Origin of the sequence: Microbacterium sp. LCT-H2 (assembly GCF_001866135.1) — a bacterium.
Taxonomy (GTDB): domain Bacteria; phylum Actinomycetota; class Actinomycetes; order Actinomycetales; family Microbacteriaceae; genus Microbacterium.
The window spans coordinates 416,921-430,952 of the sequence record NZ_MODW01000001.1; the positions used below are offsets into that span (position 1 = coordinate 416,921).

Below are 14,032 nucleotides of genomic sequence, written 5' to 3' on the forward strand. Positions count from 1 at the left end.
CTCCGGGCAGGCTCTGGGGTTTTCAGTCGTGGACTCCGCACAAACTCCGCACTATCAGGCTCAGGCAGCAGCGTCGCCCGAACGCAACTAGCGCCCAATCCTGACCCCAAAGTCTCGATGCATCCCCAGAGATAGAAGCCCCGTGTAGTTGCTAGCGAAGGGCACGGCACGAAGGTGGTCAATCAACGCTCGCTGACGAATCGTCACTGAGCCCTGTTCACCAGTCAAGCGCGCCTTCGCCACCGCGTGGATCGCGTCGATCTCGTCGGCGAAAGCGGATGCAACTGCGAGGTTGATGGAAGGGAACGCGAACTGGATCGTCTCTCGCCACTGTTGCACCCCCTCTTCGGCGCTAGGACCCTTGCTGAGGAACCGGATGGACGGTCCGTGGTGGTCGATGATCACGCCATTCGGGTCCTCCTCGCTACCGAGGCGCAGCCCGGATTTCCGAGGTTGCACTGCAAGCCCGTGCTTCGTCGAGTTGTACACGTTAGCCTCGCGGGCGAGCAGCGCGGCTGCCCGAGTCAAGAGAAATCGAAGGACGTCAGCGTCCTCTGTCCATGCCTCCGCGGATACCTCAGCAGGCGCATCGAGCCTGCCGCGGAATACCTCGCGCAATAGCTCATTGCGCGGAGGGCTGGTCAACAAGTCGCCCGCCATCTGCTTGAACTTCGCGAAGCTCGTCAACGACGAGAGCTTCAGCGGCGGACAAGGCTCCGGTTCCACGTGCGCGAAGTACAACCGCAGGAGTGCCTCCGCCGCGAGGTACATGATCGAGATCGACTCGACCACAGCGAATCCGTCGATCTCTTCGTCGTCTAGTGGCACCTCTAGCTCGACGCCCATACCCCACGCACGGACACCTCCAACGAGCGCGGGATGCAAGGCGGCATCGGCGTCGCCGAGGGCGACGAGCAACGCGATTCGAGTTCGCAGGTACTGCGATGGTGAATGCGAATAGAAGTCACGGTTCAGCTCGTCCGCAAGATTCAGCCCGCTCGCAGGATCAGGCGCCGGCGGCTGCTCATCAGTCATCGATGGATCGTATCCGCAGCCACGGACACTACGATCGGGTAGAGCGGAAGCCCTCTCCTCACTCCGCCCCGGGCTGCTTCTCGCACCGGATTAGATCAGCCCGTCCAGCTTCTGGCCCATGATGCCTGCAGCTTTGGTGGAGCCCTTGATGGTGTTCATGTACACGTCCTGGGTCATGCTCGGGTTCTCGTGTCCGAGGTAGTCGGCGATCTCTGTCGCGGACAGTCCAGCCTTGTCAAGAATCGTGGCTACCGACTTTCGGAACGCGTGCGTTGACAATCCCGGGTACCCCAGGCCGTCGCGACGGTCTCGAAGCTCCCGCTGCGTGTTCGAGGGATCGCGAGGGCGCATCAGCGGAGTCGGGAAGATGAGGTTGGTATCGGCGCGCAGCCTCTCGTGCCGCTTGTGAAGGAGGAGCATGGTCGCTTCCGGCAAGTGGGTGGTACGCGCGGACTTGTCGGTCTTCGCGAACTCCTGCCGCACAATTCCCCGCCCCTTCACACGCACATTCTGCGCGACAACGGAAGCTGTGCCGGCGGCGAAGTCGATAGCGCTCGCTTCGAGCGCGCACACCTCGGCCACTCGCCACCCTGACGCGAGCATGAACGTGATCAGATCCACCGTGTCCCACTCGTTGAGCTTCTCGTCCTCACGGACGCGCTGGAGAAACATCGGCAGTTCGTCCAACGGGATTGCGGTGCTGCCCTTCTTCTTCCTTTGGGTGACGCGCTCGAGCTCACGCACGGGGTTGTGCGACAAAGCCCCGTTCCGCACCGCTAGGCCGAGCATGCCACTCAGCGCCGATCGGCAGTTCTTTGCTGCCCCCGGGCCGGCTTCCTTCTCAACGGCGTTAAGGAACTTCTGCAGCCGTTCAGGTGTGGCCTCGGCGACTGAGAGGTCGCCGATCCGGGGCGCGATATGAGCGGTGACTGCATAGCCGTAGGTCTCCAGCGTGCCTTCTGAGCGCCCCAACTCACGCCGGGACTCCAAGAACCTCTGGCCGAGGGCGCGGAGGTGCGTTGCCGGTTTCAGCTCGCCACCGCGGTCGGCCTCGATCGTGGTCAGCGCATGCCTCAGCGCGGCCGTCGCCTTGGCCTTGCTCGGCGCGTGCTTCTCGATCTGGCGGGATTTGCCGTCCGCGAAACGATACCGCGTGCGGGCACGCCACTTCCCCGGCTGAACCTCGGCCACGTGGATGGTGCCGTAGGTTCCGATCGCCATTCGAGGTCTGGCCATCAGACTTCACCGTCGGTGGATGCGCGGAGTTCGTCAATGAGCACACGCGTGACGCGCCCACGCGCCTGCGGCGTGCTGTCCTCGCCGGCACGGAGCAGGGCCTCGACTTCAAGGGAATGGCCCCAGAGTCGCGCCGCGTACTGCTGAAGCAGAGGTGGGCGTATCCCAAGCTTCTTTGCCGCCCGAGACTCTGCAAGGCTCACACTAGGCCGACGAGCGCTCTGACGCGTGTCACGGTCGGGCACCTCCGTCATGGCCCCCCACTGTGCATCCACCTGGTCATACGACTCGGACTTCCTGCCGTGCACCCTCATATGCTCAAGGGCCGCCATCTCGAGTTCCTCGTCCCACTCGTGATCCCCACCTATCGGCGCGGCGCCCACGTGCGCATAGTCGCCATCCTCGAGCGCGATCGGTGCGCCCGACAGTACGCGGTTGACCCACTCCCGCCGCACGGGCTGATCCTCACGGAGCTCGTACGGCCGTTCCAGCAACTCCGCAGCCCCAAGAAGGTCGGCGAGTCGAAGCGGCTCACCAGAGAGCTTTCCAAGTGCGAGTGCGAGCGTGAGAAGCGTCGGAACCGTCGGCGCAGCCTTGCCCCGCTCAATCGCCTGGACGCTAGACAGGCTCCACGTTGCTCCGTAATCGCGTCCAACGGTCGCGATCGCCTCAAGGGTAATCCCGTGCCGCCGCCGGTAGGCGGCAAGAAATCCGCCCACCGCTTCCGCGTATGCCATTGATTCCATGCTTACAAGTTACCAGAATCATGTAGCTTGTGTTACGGTACCTCACAAGTTACAAATTTCTGGTACTCGCTATCAAAGGACTCCGCATGACACAGACGACGAACACCCTCCTCGACGTTCACGATCTCTCCGCCCAGACCGGCATGTCTGTGTCGACTATCTACCGCAAGCGGTCGCTCGGTGAGCCGCTCCCCCGGGCCGTGAAGATCGGCGCCGCTGTTCGCTGGCGTCAGGCCGATGTCGACCGTTGGATCGAGGAGCAGCTCGAGCCGGCGATGTGATGCGTCCTCGCCGGACCCATTGCGCGCGGAAACCGTGCGGAACTTCGAGGCAACTGTCGGGACCGACACGTTCCGCGTGGTGTTCCGCACGTGGCGCGCCCCGCCGTCGCCTAGATAACCCGCGCACGGGAGCGGAGATGCGGACGGAACCCCATCACTTCTCTATTGGCACCTCGGAGGCGAAATAGGTGCAGTCCGCGCAGGAGAAGTGCGGGGGTGACTTCCGCACTACCGATCTTCCTCGGCTCCCGGGAGCGTGCCTGCTCTTGCCTCGCCCCCGAAGCGGCCTGCTGGTGCTCAACACGCGCACGGCAGGGTGCAGGCGCGGATACGAAGGGACCGCAACCACAAGATCGACATCACGCTCGAACCCTGAGCGAGCACTACCCATACGGAAGAAACAAAAAGGGCCACCGAGCTGCAACTCGGCGACCCCATGGCGGATCTGAAAGGAGATCCTGCATTTGACTACCACCAGCGTACCTGAAGACCGCGATATCCCCGAGGCGCTCGGGAAGCGGTCCACCGCGCAGCAGCTCGTTGAGTTGGCCCTCGATCACTACGACCTTCACGTCGATACCGATGGCAAGCCTTTCGGTGTTCGCAAGGGCGGTCACGTAGCGATTCCTCTCCTCGGCAGCAGACGCTCCGTCCGCAAGGAACTCGGCGGCATGTACCGGCGTCGGACCGCTCGCACAGCCTCGCAGAACGCGTTGACTGAGGCGATGAGCGCGCTTGAGTACGAGGCGGAGGAGAGTTTCGAGCCCATCAAGCTGCACCTGCGCACGGCGCGCCCCAGCGACGACGAGATCTTCATCGACATCGGCGATCGCAGTGAGCAGGTCATCCGCGTGACGGCAGCCGGCTGGGAGATCCTCGACGGCGACGATGACCTTCCCGTGCTGTTTCGCCGCACCGCCGTGACCGCCCCTTTGCCCGTCCCTGCGCGCGGCGGAAACCTCGACGCATTGTGGGAGTTCGTCAATCTGCCGGCCTCGGACCGCGGCTTGATCATCGGCTGGCTCGTCGCTGCGACGATCCTTGTCGGTCTTCCGTGCCCGGCCTTGGCTCTGCTCGGTGAACAGGGAACCGCCAAGACCAGTAGTGCACGACGGCTCTTCTCCCTGTTCGATCCGACCACCGCGCCGGTGAGGCGCCCACCGAACGATGCGGACCGGCTGCTTCACGCCGGGGCTCACTCGCGCGGCGTGGTCTTCGACAATATGTCGTCGATGCCGCGTTGGTTGTCGGACGGCTTGTGCCGATTCGTGACCGGTGAAGCTGATGTCGACCGCGCGCTGTACACCGACGACGACGTGCGCATCATGCAGGTGCAGGGCGTCCTGGGATTCACCAGTATCGATATCGGCGTTCTCAACGGCGACCTCGCCGAGCGATGCGTCTGGGGAGATCTTGAGGTGATCCCCGCAGACAGGCGTCGCTCAGAACGCGAGTTGAACTCCGCTTGGAACGCGAGCTACGCCTCGATGGTGGGTGCATTGTTGGACCTTGTTGTTCTGACCTTGCAGCAGCTGCCCGTCGTGAAACTCGGCAACAAGCCTCGGATGGCGGACTTCGCCGAGATCTTGGCCGCTCTTGATCATGCAACGGGGTCAGACACTCTGAGCCGTTACCGGCGGGCGCAAGATTCTGTCGCCGAGGACATCGTGAGCACCGACCAGTTCCTGGTGGCGATCACCGAGACGATCAAACGTCGCTGGACGGGTACCGGCAAGGCCCTTCACGAGCTCTTGCGCAGACCCTCGGACGATCGCTATTGGCCCGAGCCTCGTGGCATGAGTGGCAAGCTCCGGCGAGTGGCTCCGGATCTTCGAAAGGCAGGGTGGCAGATCGACGAGATCAAGCCGGACCCGACCACCAAGCGTTCCAAGACTTGGGTTCTGGTGCCTCCGGATTCCGCCATCTCCGATGCGGATCTTGCGAGCGTGAAACTGACCCGCGAGTTCGTCGCTGAAGACGTTCGAGCGTGGATCGCTAGGTTCATGGCGAACGGGGCCACCGCCTCATGCGCCACCGACCACGGATCCGCTGCGAGCTCGGGCTTCCCTATCACTTGCCGGACGCCCGGCTGCACTGCCGGCTGGCGCTCCGAGTGGGACACGCCGTTGCAGCGGTCCCGAGCGCTGACCTCACGACTCGCGGACGAACTCACGGCTCTCGGTATCAGCGTTGCTGACCTGGACCAGTACGTCGGCAGCGATCCCTTTGCACCTCCGGGTAGGGGCGAGGAGACCGTAGCCCCACCTAAGACCGAGCCCCGTTGATCGGGGCTGACCACTACACCGCACCGTTAGGAGAACACCATGCGAAGGACCCGTAGTCAGCTCCGAGCTGCGCAGATCGCCGCGCTGCAGGCCGAGCAGGACGCCTACGACAAGAACGTGAACGACGCGATCAAGGTCGCGGCGTTCGCACGCTGTGACGCCGTCGAGCAGCTGTACGAGCTTCTCGACGTCCAGCCTGAACCACCCATCATTCGTGATGGCAAGCACGGCCGCTACGAGGTCACGTCCGATAAGGACGAGGCCAAGCGCGCTGCTCGCCTCATCGAGGCTGTCACCGTCCTGCTATCAATTGAGGAGCAGCCTACGACGCAACCAGTCGGCAGTGATCGTCAGGTTCCTGCTCAGGCAGCTGAGAGACCGCCGCAGGCGGCTTCTCCGGCCCTGGTCGCGACGACTTCAAGCACGCCGACGGCGGTCAAGCAGCCAGCCGCCTGAGCGTTGCGTCGCCCGCGGCCCCGTGCGGTCGCGGCGAGTAGAGAAACCCCATCTGCCCTCGAAGAGGCGCTGATGGGGTTTCTCCGTTTCGGAAGGTGGCGCCACGACCTGTGCGTGGAGGCGGGAGCCTTCATCCGGGTGTCGGGCCGGAGGCCTGACCAAGGAGTATCCAAGGACAGGAGCGCAGCGATATGTCTGACGGATAAACTGCTTGCCGTTATTTGTGTAGTCTGGGACCACCCTCGCGGAGCGGGGAAGCAAAGGCCCAGACTGCACAAAGAACCGAGCGAAGGGGACGACCTGATGACGAGGACCGGCAAGGCGAGCGAAGCGACGCCGCGTCGTCCGAGGAAGAGGGTCGTCAACTTTGCGAAGCGCCGCACACTGAGGTTCAGCGACGACGAGGAACGAGCCGTCGACGACGTGCGGCGAGCTTTGGCCAAGTCCTCCGGACGCGACCTCGAAGAGGTCTCCTTCTCCGAAGCTCTGCGCCTGCTCATTACTGACCGTGAGGGTGCCGCCGAGGTGGAAGCGAGGGCGCTGGCTATCGAGCGCCAGGGCCCGAACGTGACCGACTGGGGCCTGGCCGACATCTCCGATCGGCTCGGGTACGAGCTCGGTCCGATTCGCAATCACATCGCGCATATCGGCGGCAACCTCAATCAGATCGCGAAGCGGCTGAATATCGGCGACCCGGTGACCGCTGGGGAGGTCTCGGAGGCTCTCCTTACGGTGGCTGAGCTACGCGATGTTCCCGACGATATCGAGAAGCGCATCGCACGCCTCGTGGACCATGGCCTGCCGCCGCGCGGGACGGTGTAGTTATGCCTGTTGTGGTGGCGAGCTCGACGCGGTCGGCCGATGCGCTGATCAACTATGCGCTCGATGACAAGCCCGAGCAAGATGGCGAGCGGTACGTCATGGCGTCCGGCGTGGGCGGCATGCTGGTATCGGTCGCGAAGCAGCAGATGCGCGACGTCCGCAAGAAGTGGGGTAAGGACAAGCCTGGCGCGTTCGTCCAGGCGTATCACGTCATCCAGTCTTTCGCGAAGGACGAGTTGGACCCCGAAGAGCCAGACGACTGGCTGACGGCTCAGAAGCTCGGGACAGCACTCGCAGAAGAGAGGTTCCCCGGCCGACAGGTGCTCGTTGTAACACAACGAGACGGGCGAACAGGCTGTGTGCACAACCACCTCGTCGCGAACTCCATCGAGACCAAAACCGGCCGCAGTCTCAACAGTTCAGTCGTCACGCACGCACGCCTTGTCGAGGCACATGAGCGTGTTCTTGAACAGCGCGGCTTCGAGCAGCGAGCGGACCTCAAGCAGGCCTTCAGCGACGCGAACGAGCGCTTCGAGCGGGGCGAGCCGAGCGGTCTTCGCCGCGCCGGGTCGACCGCGGACAGTGAGCTTCGCGAATGGCAGCGGCACATCATCTGGGAAACAGAATGCGACCTCGCGGATGAGTTCGGTGCGCCCCGCAACAAGCAACCTTTTAGTCTCACCGTGCTGAGGGCGAGCATCGAGAACACGCTCGCCGATCCAGCCGTTGTCGACTGGGACAGCTTCGTCGAAGTCGGTAGAACCCGAGGCGTTCAGATCGAACAGCGCGGCAAGAAGGGCCGTGGCATTTCGTACGGCATGCTTCGCGAGAATCCGGACCGAACCCCAGCCGATCCAACGCCGAGTGATCGACGCCGCTGCACCACACTCGGCACGGCCTTCGAGAGGGACGCTGTTGAGACCGCTTTCGCTCGCAACAGCGCGGTGACATTGTCCGTGCCACAACACACGACTGTTGAACGCCGACTGTCGCCCAAGAAACGCATGATGATCGCTCTGGACGAGGCGACACAGGAGGCAAATCGCGCCGCGCAACGCCTGGTGGCTACAGCCCTGTCAAACGCCGACGCGATGACAAGCGAACACGAGAATTCCGGTGCGCACGCTCCCACCGAGCTACCCGCAGTCCCGGGCACAATGGGACTGTCGGAACTCCGAGAAACTCAGCCACGGATCGCGGACCCAGAGGAACCAGAAACGGAGGTCACGGTTCCCGACTACCGTCCGCACGACGTCGAGCAACCGCGATCGGCGCGGCCGCAGGCTAACACCGGTGAGAATCAGGAGACCTCCCCCAAGCCTCGCCCGCTGCGACTGCGGTTCCCCGCACTCTTCGAAGAGGCGGAGCTTTCCGCGCCCGATCACCAAGAACGGAGCATCGGCGACTAGCACTGTGCAGTGGGTGGCCGGTGACCGCCTCGTGTCCATATAGTGGTCCGACGGTGCCCACACTACATAGTCGCTAGTGGCAGTCCGAAAAACGGGCTTCAGCTGGTCCTTTACAGGCCGGTTCGTGGTCACTAACGGGACACCGGCATTTCGCTGGGCAGCAGGGGTGGCCAGAACATGACCACAATATGGTCGCTCGGCGCCCACTGATCTCGGCCGTTTCGCATTCTCCACGTTGAGTTGTCGACGCCATGTCCGAGTCGGCACTCACGGGCATGATGGATGGATGCAGATCCATGAGACAGCCGACAGCTTCGACCTGCCGGATGAGCGCGTGTGGGTCGTGGGCGACCTCCACGGCAATGCTGGATGGATTCAAACGCTGCTGCCCGCGATGCGTCGGCATGACCCATCGCTGCGCACCATCCTTCAACTCGGAGATTACGGTTTCGAGCATGCTCAGCCCGGGACTGGCCCGGTCGATTATTGGGCGAAGCGCACAGGCATCGAGCGCGTGCTGGTCACGCCTGGCAACCACGAAGAGTGGAACCACATCACCCCGGCGCAGGAAAGCGCCTCCGGTATGGCGATCAGGGTCAGTGACGTCGTGTGGCTCATCCCCCGGCCGTTCCGTTTTCAGATCGCGGGACGCGAGGTGCTATCGCTCGGCGGCGCGTCCAGCGTCGACAAGGCGTTTCGAACTGCGGGCAAGGACTGGTTCGAGGATGAACTCATCACGGAACCGATGGAAGCCGCCGCGATTGCCGGCGGCCCGGCCGACCTTATGCTCACGCACGAGTCTCCAGCGATCGCGGTACCGGAGGTGCAGCGGCTGCTCACGAACAATCCGCATGATTTTCCTCCCGAGGCGTTGGCCGTATCTGCTGCACAGAGAGAGCGTGTGCAACGTGTATCTGATGCTGCGCTCCCCCGCTTGCACATGCACGGCCATATGCACGTTTACGGTAAGTTTGAGCGCGAGGACGGCAGGACCGTGGTCAGTCTCGATCGGGACACGTTTGCCTGCAACGCAGGAGTGCTCGACCTCGCGGGCCTCGCGTTCAGCCCACTTCCACTCAACGAGATCCGCGGCGGAAGACGACGGTACAAGCACCGCGCTGATCAAGGCGATGGCGCCGTCGTTCGCAGCTGATGGACCGGCGGATCGTCACCCTCCGCGGGATGATGCGAGCAGCCCGGAAGCGACTGGCCTCATGCGCTCTCCACTTCGAGGCGCAGATCGCGCTGCCCCGAACCGGTTGCTGGGGGCTTAGCGAGCGCCCCAGCTCCGTAGGAGCATTCCGCTGAGCCCTGTGCTCATCCGCCCAGAACTCGTCTCCGGGCGTGGCACAAATCTGACCTCTCTGCCCTTCTAATCACGGGAATGAGACCTCAGCGGACGCCGATGGAGCTAAGTGTGTCATTGGACCGCCAGCGGCCTGGATGATGATGAACCCGGCTCGATGCTGAACTCGATGAGCCGAATCGTATTTACTTTGTTTATTTCGCGGGGCAGCTCACGTTGCGCGCACGCCGGCCCACGCAGCTACGTGGTCACGTCGCTCTGAACACATCGACGCGGGACGTCGATAGCTAGGTCACGGGCGCCTGCCCCGGCCGCGCCGACTACGACGATGTCGACCTGATCGCTGAGGTTCTGCATCAACAGTGACCCCCCGCCGCTTACGCAAGCTATACTCGCTAATGACCGTTAGGATCCGATGATGTCGAACGCAACCGCACACCCCCTCCGCAGCGATCGACGCGCATACCTCACGGCGACTCGGTCGGACGAAGGTCGCGAGATCACCATCAAGATCGTCGGTCCTGTGGAATTCACGGACCACGAGGCCGAGGAGCTCGCGCACGAGCTGAACGTGCTGGGCTCCAGCGGTCGGCGCGCTCACCTCATCAGCATCCTGCAGGGCGTGAACAAGGCGCTCCGGCTCGAGGAAGAGCCTGGGCACTCGTCGCTGACGGAGGCTGAGCTGGACGCACTGCGCGCAGCCGGCTCGCTCGTTGAGCCGGAGAACGCGCTGCCTGTCGAAGAGCGCCCCAGCGTGCTCACGGCCCTCCGCCAGCAGGACATCCTCGCTGAGGCGCTGCCGACTAAGCGCGTCGCAGAACTGCTCGACGTGACCGAAGGCCGAGTGCGCCAGCGCCACGGCGAGGGGACTCTCTTCGCGATCCCGGGCCCCGGCCGCGGCCTGCGGTTCCCGACGTTCCAGTTCACCGACCACGGTGAGCTCCCGGGCTGGGGAACGGTGAGCCGAGCGCTGCCCGAAGGGGCGAACCCCGTGGCCGTGGAGTACTTCCTCACTCACGCTCACCCCGACCTGGGAGACGGCGAGCTGACTCCTGCCCAGTGGCTCGCAGCCGGCAAGCCCGCAGAACCTGTCGCGGCGCTGGCCGAGCAGGCGTTCTCGATCCGATGAGCGCGCTTCCTGCCCCCGACGCATCGAAGTTCCCGCATCCTCTCCCCCCGAGCGCTGTCCGTACGCTGCCGGCCGGCACGATCCTCGGACGCATCTACGACGCCGGCGGCGCTCACCCTGCCCGGTGGCACGAGCTCCGCCACTTCGGGCCCACGGGGAGCCGATTCGATCACCACCCCGATCCCGTGGGTCACCATCCGAACCACGCCGTGACCTACGTCACGCCCCAGATCACGGTTCCACCGGAGACGGCAGTTCAGAGCCTCCTGCTCGTTTGCCTATCAGAGTGCTTCAGCGACCGAGGCGTCATCGAACGCGGTGGCGTCGGAGCGGGAGGGACCGGGGGCACGCAGCCTCGGTTCGTGCTGTTCGCGACCACCCGCGAGATCACACTCCTCGACCTTATCGACAGCACCTGGGTCACGGACGTCGGCGGGAACGATCAGATCAACACTGGCGATCGGTCGCTGTCCCGGCCGTGGGCCCGCGCCATCCACCAGGCATATCCCGACGTCGACGGCGTCTTCTACCGCCCCCGCACCATCGCGCAGCGTCCGCAGCTCCCCGAGGCTCGCGCCGCGGCGCTGTGGGAGCGCGCCGAAGACGCCCTGCCGGTGAGCCCGACCGCGGACATCGAACTCAGCTCGCCTGGACTCACCGTGACGCTCGAGTCGTTCGCGAAGACCCTAGGCCTCGGCTTGGCGTAGAGACCCGAAAGGAGGGTGTCATGACCGCCCGTACCTGGTCTCAAGACCTCGAATACCTTCGCACTACGCTCACGCGTGCTCAGCAGACGCGCTATCGGCGCCAGGAATTTGTCCAGCTCGAGGACGGCAACACGGAGCTCGGATGGGTTCTCTATGAACGCGAGCAGATGCTCGCAGCAGTGAACGCTCTCCACGCCGCTGCAGGCAAAGCGCCCGTCTCGAGCGACCAGCTCCAGGCTGCAGAAAGCAGTGCCTGTGGCCATGTCGACTATACGTCGAAGTTCGCCATCGGGTGCGCGGACCTGGTGGCCGCGGAATGAGTCCGTCATCCGCCACCCCGCACGCCTCCGACTCGGCCGAGCAGCGCATGGCGGAGCAGCGCATGGCGGAGCGCGCGATCGTCGCGGCCGTCGCCGAGCAGCTGGGCGTCGCGCTCACTCCCGCTCGGATCGCGATCGATGACGCCCACATGGAGATCGACGGGCGACCCCAGACCGCATGGTCCTCGTGGAGGCCTACGCCCGTATCGGCGCACTCAAGGGTGCGCAGCCCCGCAAGCTCGCCACCGACGCGTTCAAACTCGCCTGGGCCGGTCAGAAGCTCGGTGCGACCCGGCTCATCCTCGCCGTGGCTGACGAGGCGGCGGCCAGCTACCTGCATCGCCCGGGCGCGTGGCTGACGGCTTCCATCCGCGACGCCGGCATCGAGATCATCGTCGCCGAACTCGGCGACGTGATGCGCGAAGCGATTCTCGCGGCGCAGGCTCGTCAGTACCGCTGAGATTCAGCTACTGTAGCTCGCGGCGGCCGCGACGGAACTTCTTCTTCTTGAGCGGCGCCGTCGGCCGTGGATCAGCTGCCTGCGAGAGCGGATCGACGTACCCTCGCCGGTTCGCCGGCACCCACCCCTTTGGTGTGTGATCGCGCTCAGCATGGCGTGCGTCGAGCCCGGCCTCACGCCGTTGCCCACGTGCGCGCCCCGCGCGCGCCTGGCGCTCTTTCGCGATGCGTTCACGCTCCTGCTCACGCAGGACGTCCGCTCGCCGCTGCTCCTCAGACGTAAGCCGCGGGGCGCCATCAGAGGAACGAACCGGGTGCTTCTTTCCGTCGCCGACGCGCAGACGGATACTCGCGGCGTTCTTCGCCTTCCAGTTCGTCCCCTGCTCGAACCCGCGCGCCTCTCCCACGGCGGCCTCAGTGCGCGGCGTCGTACGCCTGCTGCACCGCGTCGGGGACGCGGCCGCGGTCGGAGACCTGGTGACCGTTCTCCTTCGCCCACGCGCGGATTGCCGAGAGGTCGCGCTTGGCGGCGCCCTGCGAGTTCCGGCGCCCACGGCCTCCGCGAGTACCGCCGGCGGACACCCGGCGGGCTGCCGCGATCCACGGCTCAAAGGCCTCTCGCAACGCTGCTGCGTTCTTCTCGGACAGATCGATCTCGTACGCGGTGCCGTTCAGGGAGAAGGTCACCGCCTCGCCGGATCCGACTTCCAGGACTTCTCCGTCGATGTCGTCGACGAGCTGATGCACGATTTTGCGGGCCATGCCGCCGAACATATCAGCCAGCATCTAAGCCGAATCGCAATGGTGGCCGATATCCCGCGAACTGCGTGCGGGATTCGAGACCACTCTTGTCGATGTCGACCTCTCGACGTACCATTACTAATGCATTACTAACACGCTTGGAGGCCTCGAATGGCTGCACGACCGATCAGTTTCGCCGTCGAAGAGACGGACGTCCCTTTGCTCCAGGAGCTCGCCGATGCGTTCGGCGGCGGCAACCGCAGCGAATTCCTGCGCGTCGCCATGAAGGAGTTCAAGAAGAAGCTCCGCGTCCAGCAGATGAACGATCTGCACGCCGAGATGCTCGAAGAGCGCGGCGGCAAGGTCTACACGACCGAGGAAACGCTCAAGCTCATCGAGGACTTGGGAACCTCATGAACAGCCAGCGGGAGCGCCCTCGGATCGCGGTCGTCTACGACATCAACGTCTACCTCGACCACATCCGTAGCGGCACCGGAATGCTGCTCCCCGACAAGCTCCCCTCCCCTTCGGCGGCATCCGACGCTCTCTCGCTCGCGTTCGATCAGCAGGTGCGTTTGTTCACCTCGCCGCACATCCTGCGGAACGTCCACCGCCTGATGATCGCCTCCGGGCAGTCTGAACGAACCACGGCCAAGTACATCGAGTTCGTCGCCGAGGCCTGCGACGACTCCGGAGGCGCGATCGTGGACCCGGTCGTCCGCGACTATGCCATCGGGAATCACGAGGACAATAACATCCTCGCCCTCGCGAAGGACCCCGCCGTCGACGCGGACGTGATCGTCTCCTCCGACCATCACCTCATCGATCTCGGTCCCGCATGGAACGGCCGGCTGATGATGCGGCCGCGACAGTTCACCTCGCACATGGTTCGGTCCAGCTTGCAGAGTGCGGCTCAGCACACCCCCGCCCCGAAGGTGCCGCGGACTCCCGCGCCACCGAAGCGCGTCTCCGATGCCTTCCCCGAGCTTCGCGGTGTGCACCTCGATCGGTATGGTCTTGCTGGCTCCTCCGCACCTCAGCGAGAAGATGGCCTGCAGCACTGAGAACAACCCGGGACACTGCCGACCTTCGAGGACAAT

General features: G+C 64.4%; 17 protein-coding genes. 12 read left to right on the forward strand and 5 right to left on the reverse strand.

Annotation, left to right across the window (positions count from 1 at the left end; all coding sequences use genetic code 11):
- Nucleotides 1-87 precede the first annotated feature (87 nt).
- The 3 genes from BK819_RS02005 to BK819_RS02015 form a co-directional block, all read right to left on the reverse strand.
- The gene (locus tag BK819_RS02005) at nt 88-1,035 is read right to left on the reverse strand and encodes a hypothetical protein (RefSeq protein WP_029266130.1); all 948 of its coding nucleotides are present in this window, start codon (nt 1,033-1,035) and stop codon (nt 88-90) included.
- Nucleotides 1,036-1,125: 90 nt separating this feature from the next.
- Nucleotides 1,126-2,271, reverse strand: a complete 1,146-nt coding sequence (gene xerC, locus BK819_RS02010; RefSeq protein WP_051667910.1) for a tyrosine recombinase XerC — start codon at nt 2,269-2,271, stop codon at nt 1,126-1,128.
- On the reverse strand, nt 2,271-3,008 hold the full coding sequence (locus tag BK819_RS02015; protein WP_062635493.1) for a helix-turn-helix domain-containing protein: 738 nt from the start codon (nt 3,006-3,008) through the stop codon (nt 2,271-2,273). The genes xerC and BK819_RS02015 overlap by 1 nt, the downstream gene beginning before the upstream one ends.
- 95 nt (nt 3,009-3,103) lie before the next feature.
- On the opposite strand from BK819_RS02015, the gene BK819_RS02020 reads away from it, so the two are divergent.
- The 9 genes from BK819_RS02020 to BK819_RS02060 all read left to right on the forward strand — a co-directional run bounded on the left by BK819_RS02020 (nt 3,104) and on the right by BK819_RS02060 (nt 11,732).
- Nucleotides 3,104-3,298: an AlpA family transcriptional regulator gene (locus BK819_RS02020; RefSeq protein WP_062635491.1), complete on the forward strand. Its 195-nt coding sequence runs from the start codon at nt 3,104-3,106 to the stop codon at nt 3,296-3,298.
- A gap of 464 nt (nt 3,299-3,762) precedes the next feature.
- On the forward strand, nt 3,763-5,583 hold the full coding sequence (locus BK819_RS02025; protein ID WP_051667911.1) for a hypothetical protein: 1,821 nt from the start codon (nt 3,763-3,765) through the stop codon (nt 5,581-5,583).
- A gap of 39 nt (nt 5,584-5,622) precedes the next feature.
- Nucleotides 5,623-6,039, forward strand: a complete 417-nt coding sequence (locus tag BK819_RS02030; protein WP_029266140.1) for a hypothetical protein — start codon at nt 5,623-5,625, stop codon at nt 6,037-6,039.
- 303 nt (nt 6,040-6,342) lie between these two features.
- Nucleotides 6,343-6,861 (forward strand): plasmid mobilization relaxosome protein MobC, encoded by a 519-nt coding sequence (gene mobC / locus BK819_RS02035; protein ID WP_029266142.1) that lies wholly within the window; start codon nt 6,343-6,345, stop codon nt 6,859-6,861.
- Nucleotides 6,862-6,863: 2 nt separating this feature from the next.
- Entirely contained in the window at nt 6,864-8,270 is a 1,407-nt protein-coding gene (locus BK819_RS02040; RefSeq protein ID WP_029266145.1) for a relaxase/mobilization nuclease domain-containing protein, read from the forward strand.
- 286 nt (nt 8,271-8,556) lie between these two features.
- Nucleotides 8,557-9,423, forward strand: coding sequence for a metallophosphoesterase (locus BK819_RS02045; RefSeq protein ID WP_051667912.1), 867 nt, complete (start codon nt 8,557-8,559; stop codon nt 9,421-9,423).
- A 676-nt stretch (nt 9,424-10,099) separates the two neighbouring features.
- Entirely contained in the window at nt 10,100-10,705 is a 606-nt protein-coding gene (locus BK819_RS02050) for a hypothetical protein (RefSeq protein WP_143049225.1), read from the forward strand.
- Nucleotides 10,706-11,067: 362 nt separating this feature from the next.
- Entirely contained in the window at nt 11,068-11,412 is a 345-nt protein-coding gene (locus BK819_RS16460; RefSeq protein ID WP_143049226.1) for a hypothetical protein, read from the forward strand.
- A gap of 20 nt (nt 11,413-11,432) precedes the next feature.
- Complete coding sequence (locus BK819_RS02060) at nt 11,433-11,732, forward strand: hypothetical protein (protein WP_029266153.1); 300 nt, start codon at nt 11,433-11,435, stop codon at nt 11,730-11,732.
- Nucleotides 11,733-11,737: 5 nt separating this feature from the next.
- Here the strand turns inward: BK819_RS02060 and BK819_RS16720 are convergent, their stop codons facing one another.
- On the reverse strand, nt 11,738-11,881 hold the full coding sequence (locus BK819_RS16720) for a hypothetical protein (protein WP_156040315.1): 144 nt from the start codon (nt 11,879-11,881) through the stop codon (nt 11,738-11,740).
- A 29-nt stretch (nt 11,882-11,910) separates the two neighbouring features.
- Between BK819_RS16720 and BK819_RS02065 the strand changes: the two genes are divergently transcribed.
- Complete coding sequence (locus BK819_RS02065) at nt 11,911-12,192, forward strand: hypothetical protein (RefSeq protein WP_029266155.1); 282 nt, start codon at nt 11,911-11,913, stop codon at nt 12,190-12,192.
- A gap of 413 nt (nt 12,193-12,605) precedes the next feature.
- On the opposite strand, the gene BK819_RS02070 is transcribed toward BK819_RS02065, so the two are convergent.
- On the reverse strand, nt 12,606-12,953 hold the full coding sequence (locus BK819_RS02070; RefSeq protein ID WP_029266159.1) for an Lsr2 family protein: 348 nt from the start codon (nt 12,951-12,953) through the stop codon (nt 12,606-12,608).
- 150 nt (nt 12,954-13,103) lie between these two features.
- Here BK819_RS02070 and BK819_RS02075 point away from each other — a divergent pair, with 150 nt between their 5' ends.
- Both BK819_RS02075 and BK819_RS02080 read left to right on the forward strand, forming a co-directional pair.
- Nucleotides 13,104-13,349: a hypothetical protein gene (locus BK819_RS02075; RefSeq protein WP_029266161.1), complete on the forward strand. Its 246-nt coding sequence runs from the start codon at nt 13,104-13,106 to the stop codon at nt 13,347-13,349.
- Entirely contained in the window at nt 13,346-13,996 is a 651-nt protein-coding gene (locus tag BK819_RS02080) for a hypothetical protein (protein ID WP_029266162.1), read from the forward strand. Before BK819_RS02075 ends, BK819_RS02080 begins: the two co-directional genes overlap by 4 nt.
- Nucleotides 13,997-14,032: the final 36 nt, after the last annotated feature.

Bases quoted from the DNA above. Each gene is read 5' to 3' on its own strand.
- BK819_RS02020 (WP_062635491.1), top strand. From the start codon at position 3,104: ATGACACAGACGACGAACACCCTCCTCGACGTTCACGATCTCTCCGCC.
- BK819_RS02030 (WP_029266140.1), top strand. From the start codon at position 5,623: ATGCGAAGGACCCGTAGTCAGCTCCGAGCTGCGCAGATCGCCGCGCTG.
- BK819_RS02005 (WP_029266130.1), bottom strand. From the start codon at position 1,035: ATGACTGATGAGCAGCCGCCGGCGCCTGATCCTGCGAGCGGGCTGAAT.
- BK819_RS02070 (WP_029266159.1), bottom strand. From the start codon at position 12,953: ATGGCCCGCAAAATCGTGCATCAGCTCGTCGACGACATCGACGGAGAA.
- BK819_RS02075 (WP_029266161.1), top strand. From the start codon at position 13,104: ATGGCTGCACGACCGATCAGTTTCGCCGTCGAAGAGACGGACGTCCCT.
- BK819_RS02065 (WP_029266155.1), top strand. From the start codon at position 11,911: ATGGTCCTCGTGGAGGCCTACGCCCGTATCGGCGCACTCAAGGGTGCG.
- BK819_RS02040 (WP_029266145.1), top strand. From the start codon at position 6,864: ATGCCTGTTGTGGTGGCGAGCTCGACGCGGTCGGCCGATGCGCTGATC.
- BK819_RS02080 (WP_029266162.1), top strand. From the start codon at position 13,346: ATGAACAGCCAGCGGGAGCGCCCTCGGATCGCGGTCGTCTACGACATC.
- mobC (WP_029266142.1), top strand. From the start codon at position 6,343: ATGACGAGGACCGGCAAGGCGAGCGAAGCGACGCCGCGTCGTCCGAGG.
- xerC (WP_051667910.1), bottom strand. From the start codon at position 2,271: ATGGCCAGACCTCGAATGGCGATCGGAACCTACGGCACCATCCACGTG.
- BK819_RS02045 (WP_051667912.1), top strand. From the start codon at position 8,557: ATGCAGATCCATGAGACAGCCGACAGCTTCGACCTGCCGGATGAGCGC.
- BK819_RS02060 (WP_029266153.1), top strand. From the start codon at position 11,433: ATGACCGCCCGTACCTGGTCTCAAGACCTCGAATACCTTCGCACTACG.
- BK819_RS02015 (WP_062635493.1), bottom strand. From the start codon at position 3,008: ATGGCATACGCGGAAGCGGTGGGCGGATTTCTTGCCGCCTACCGGCGG.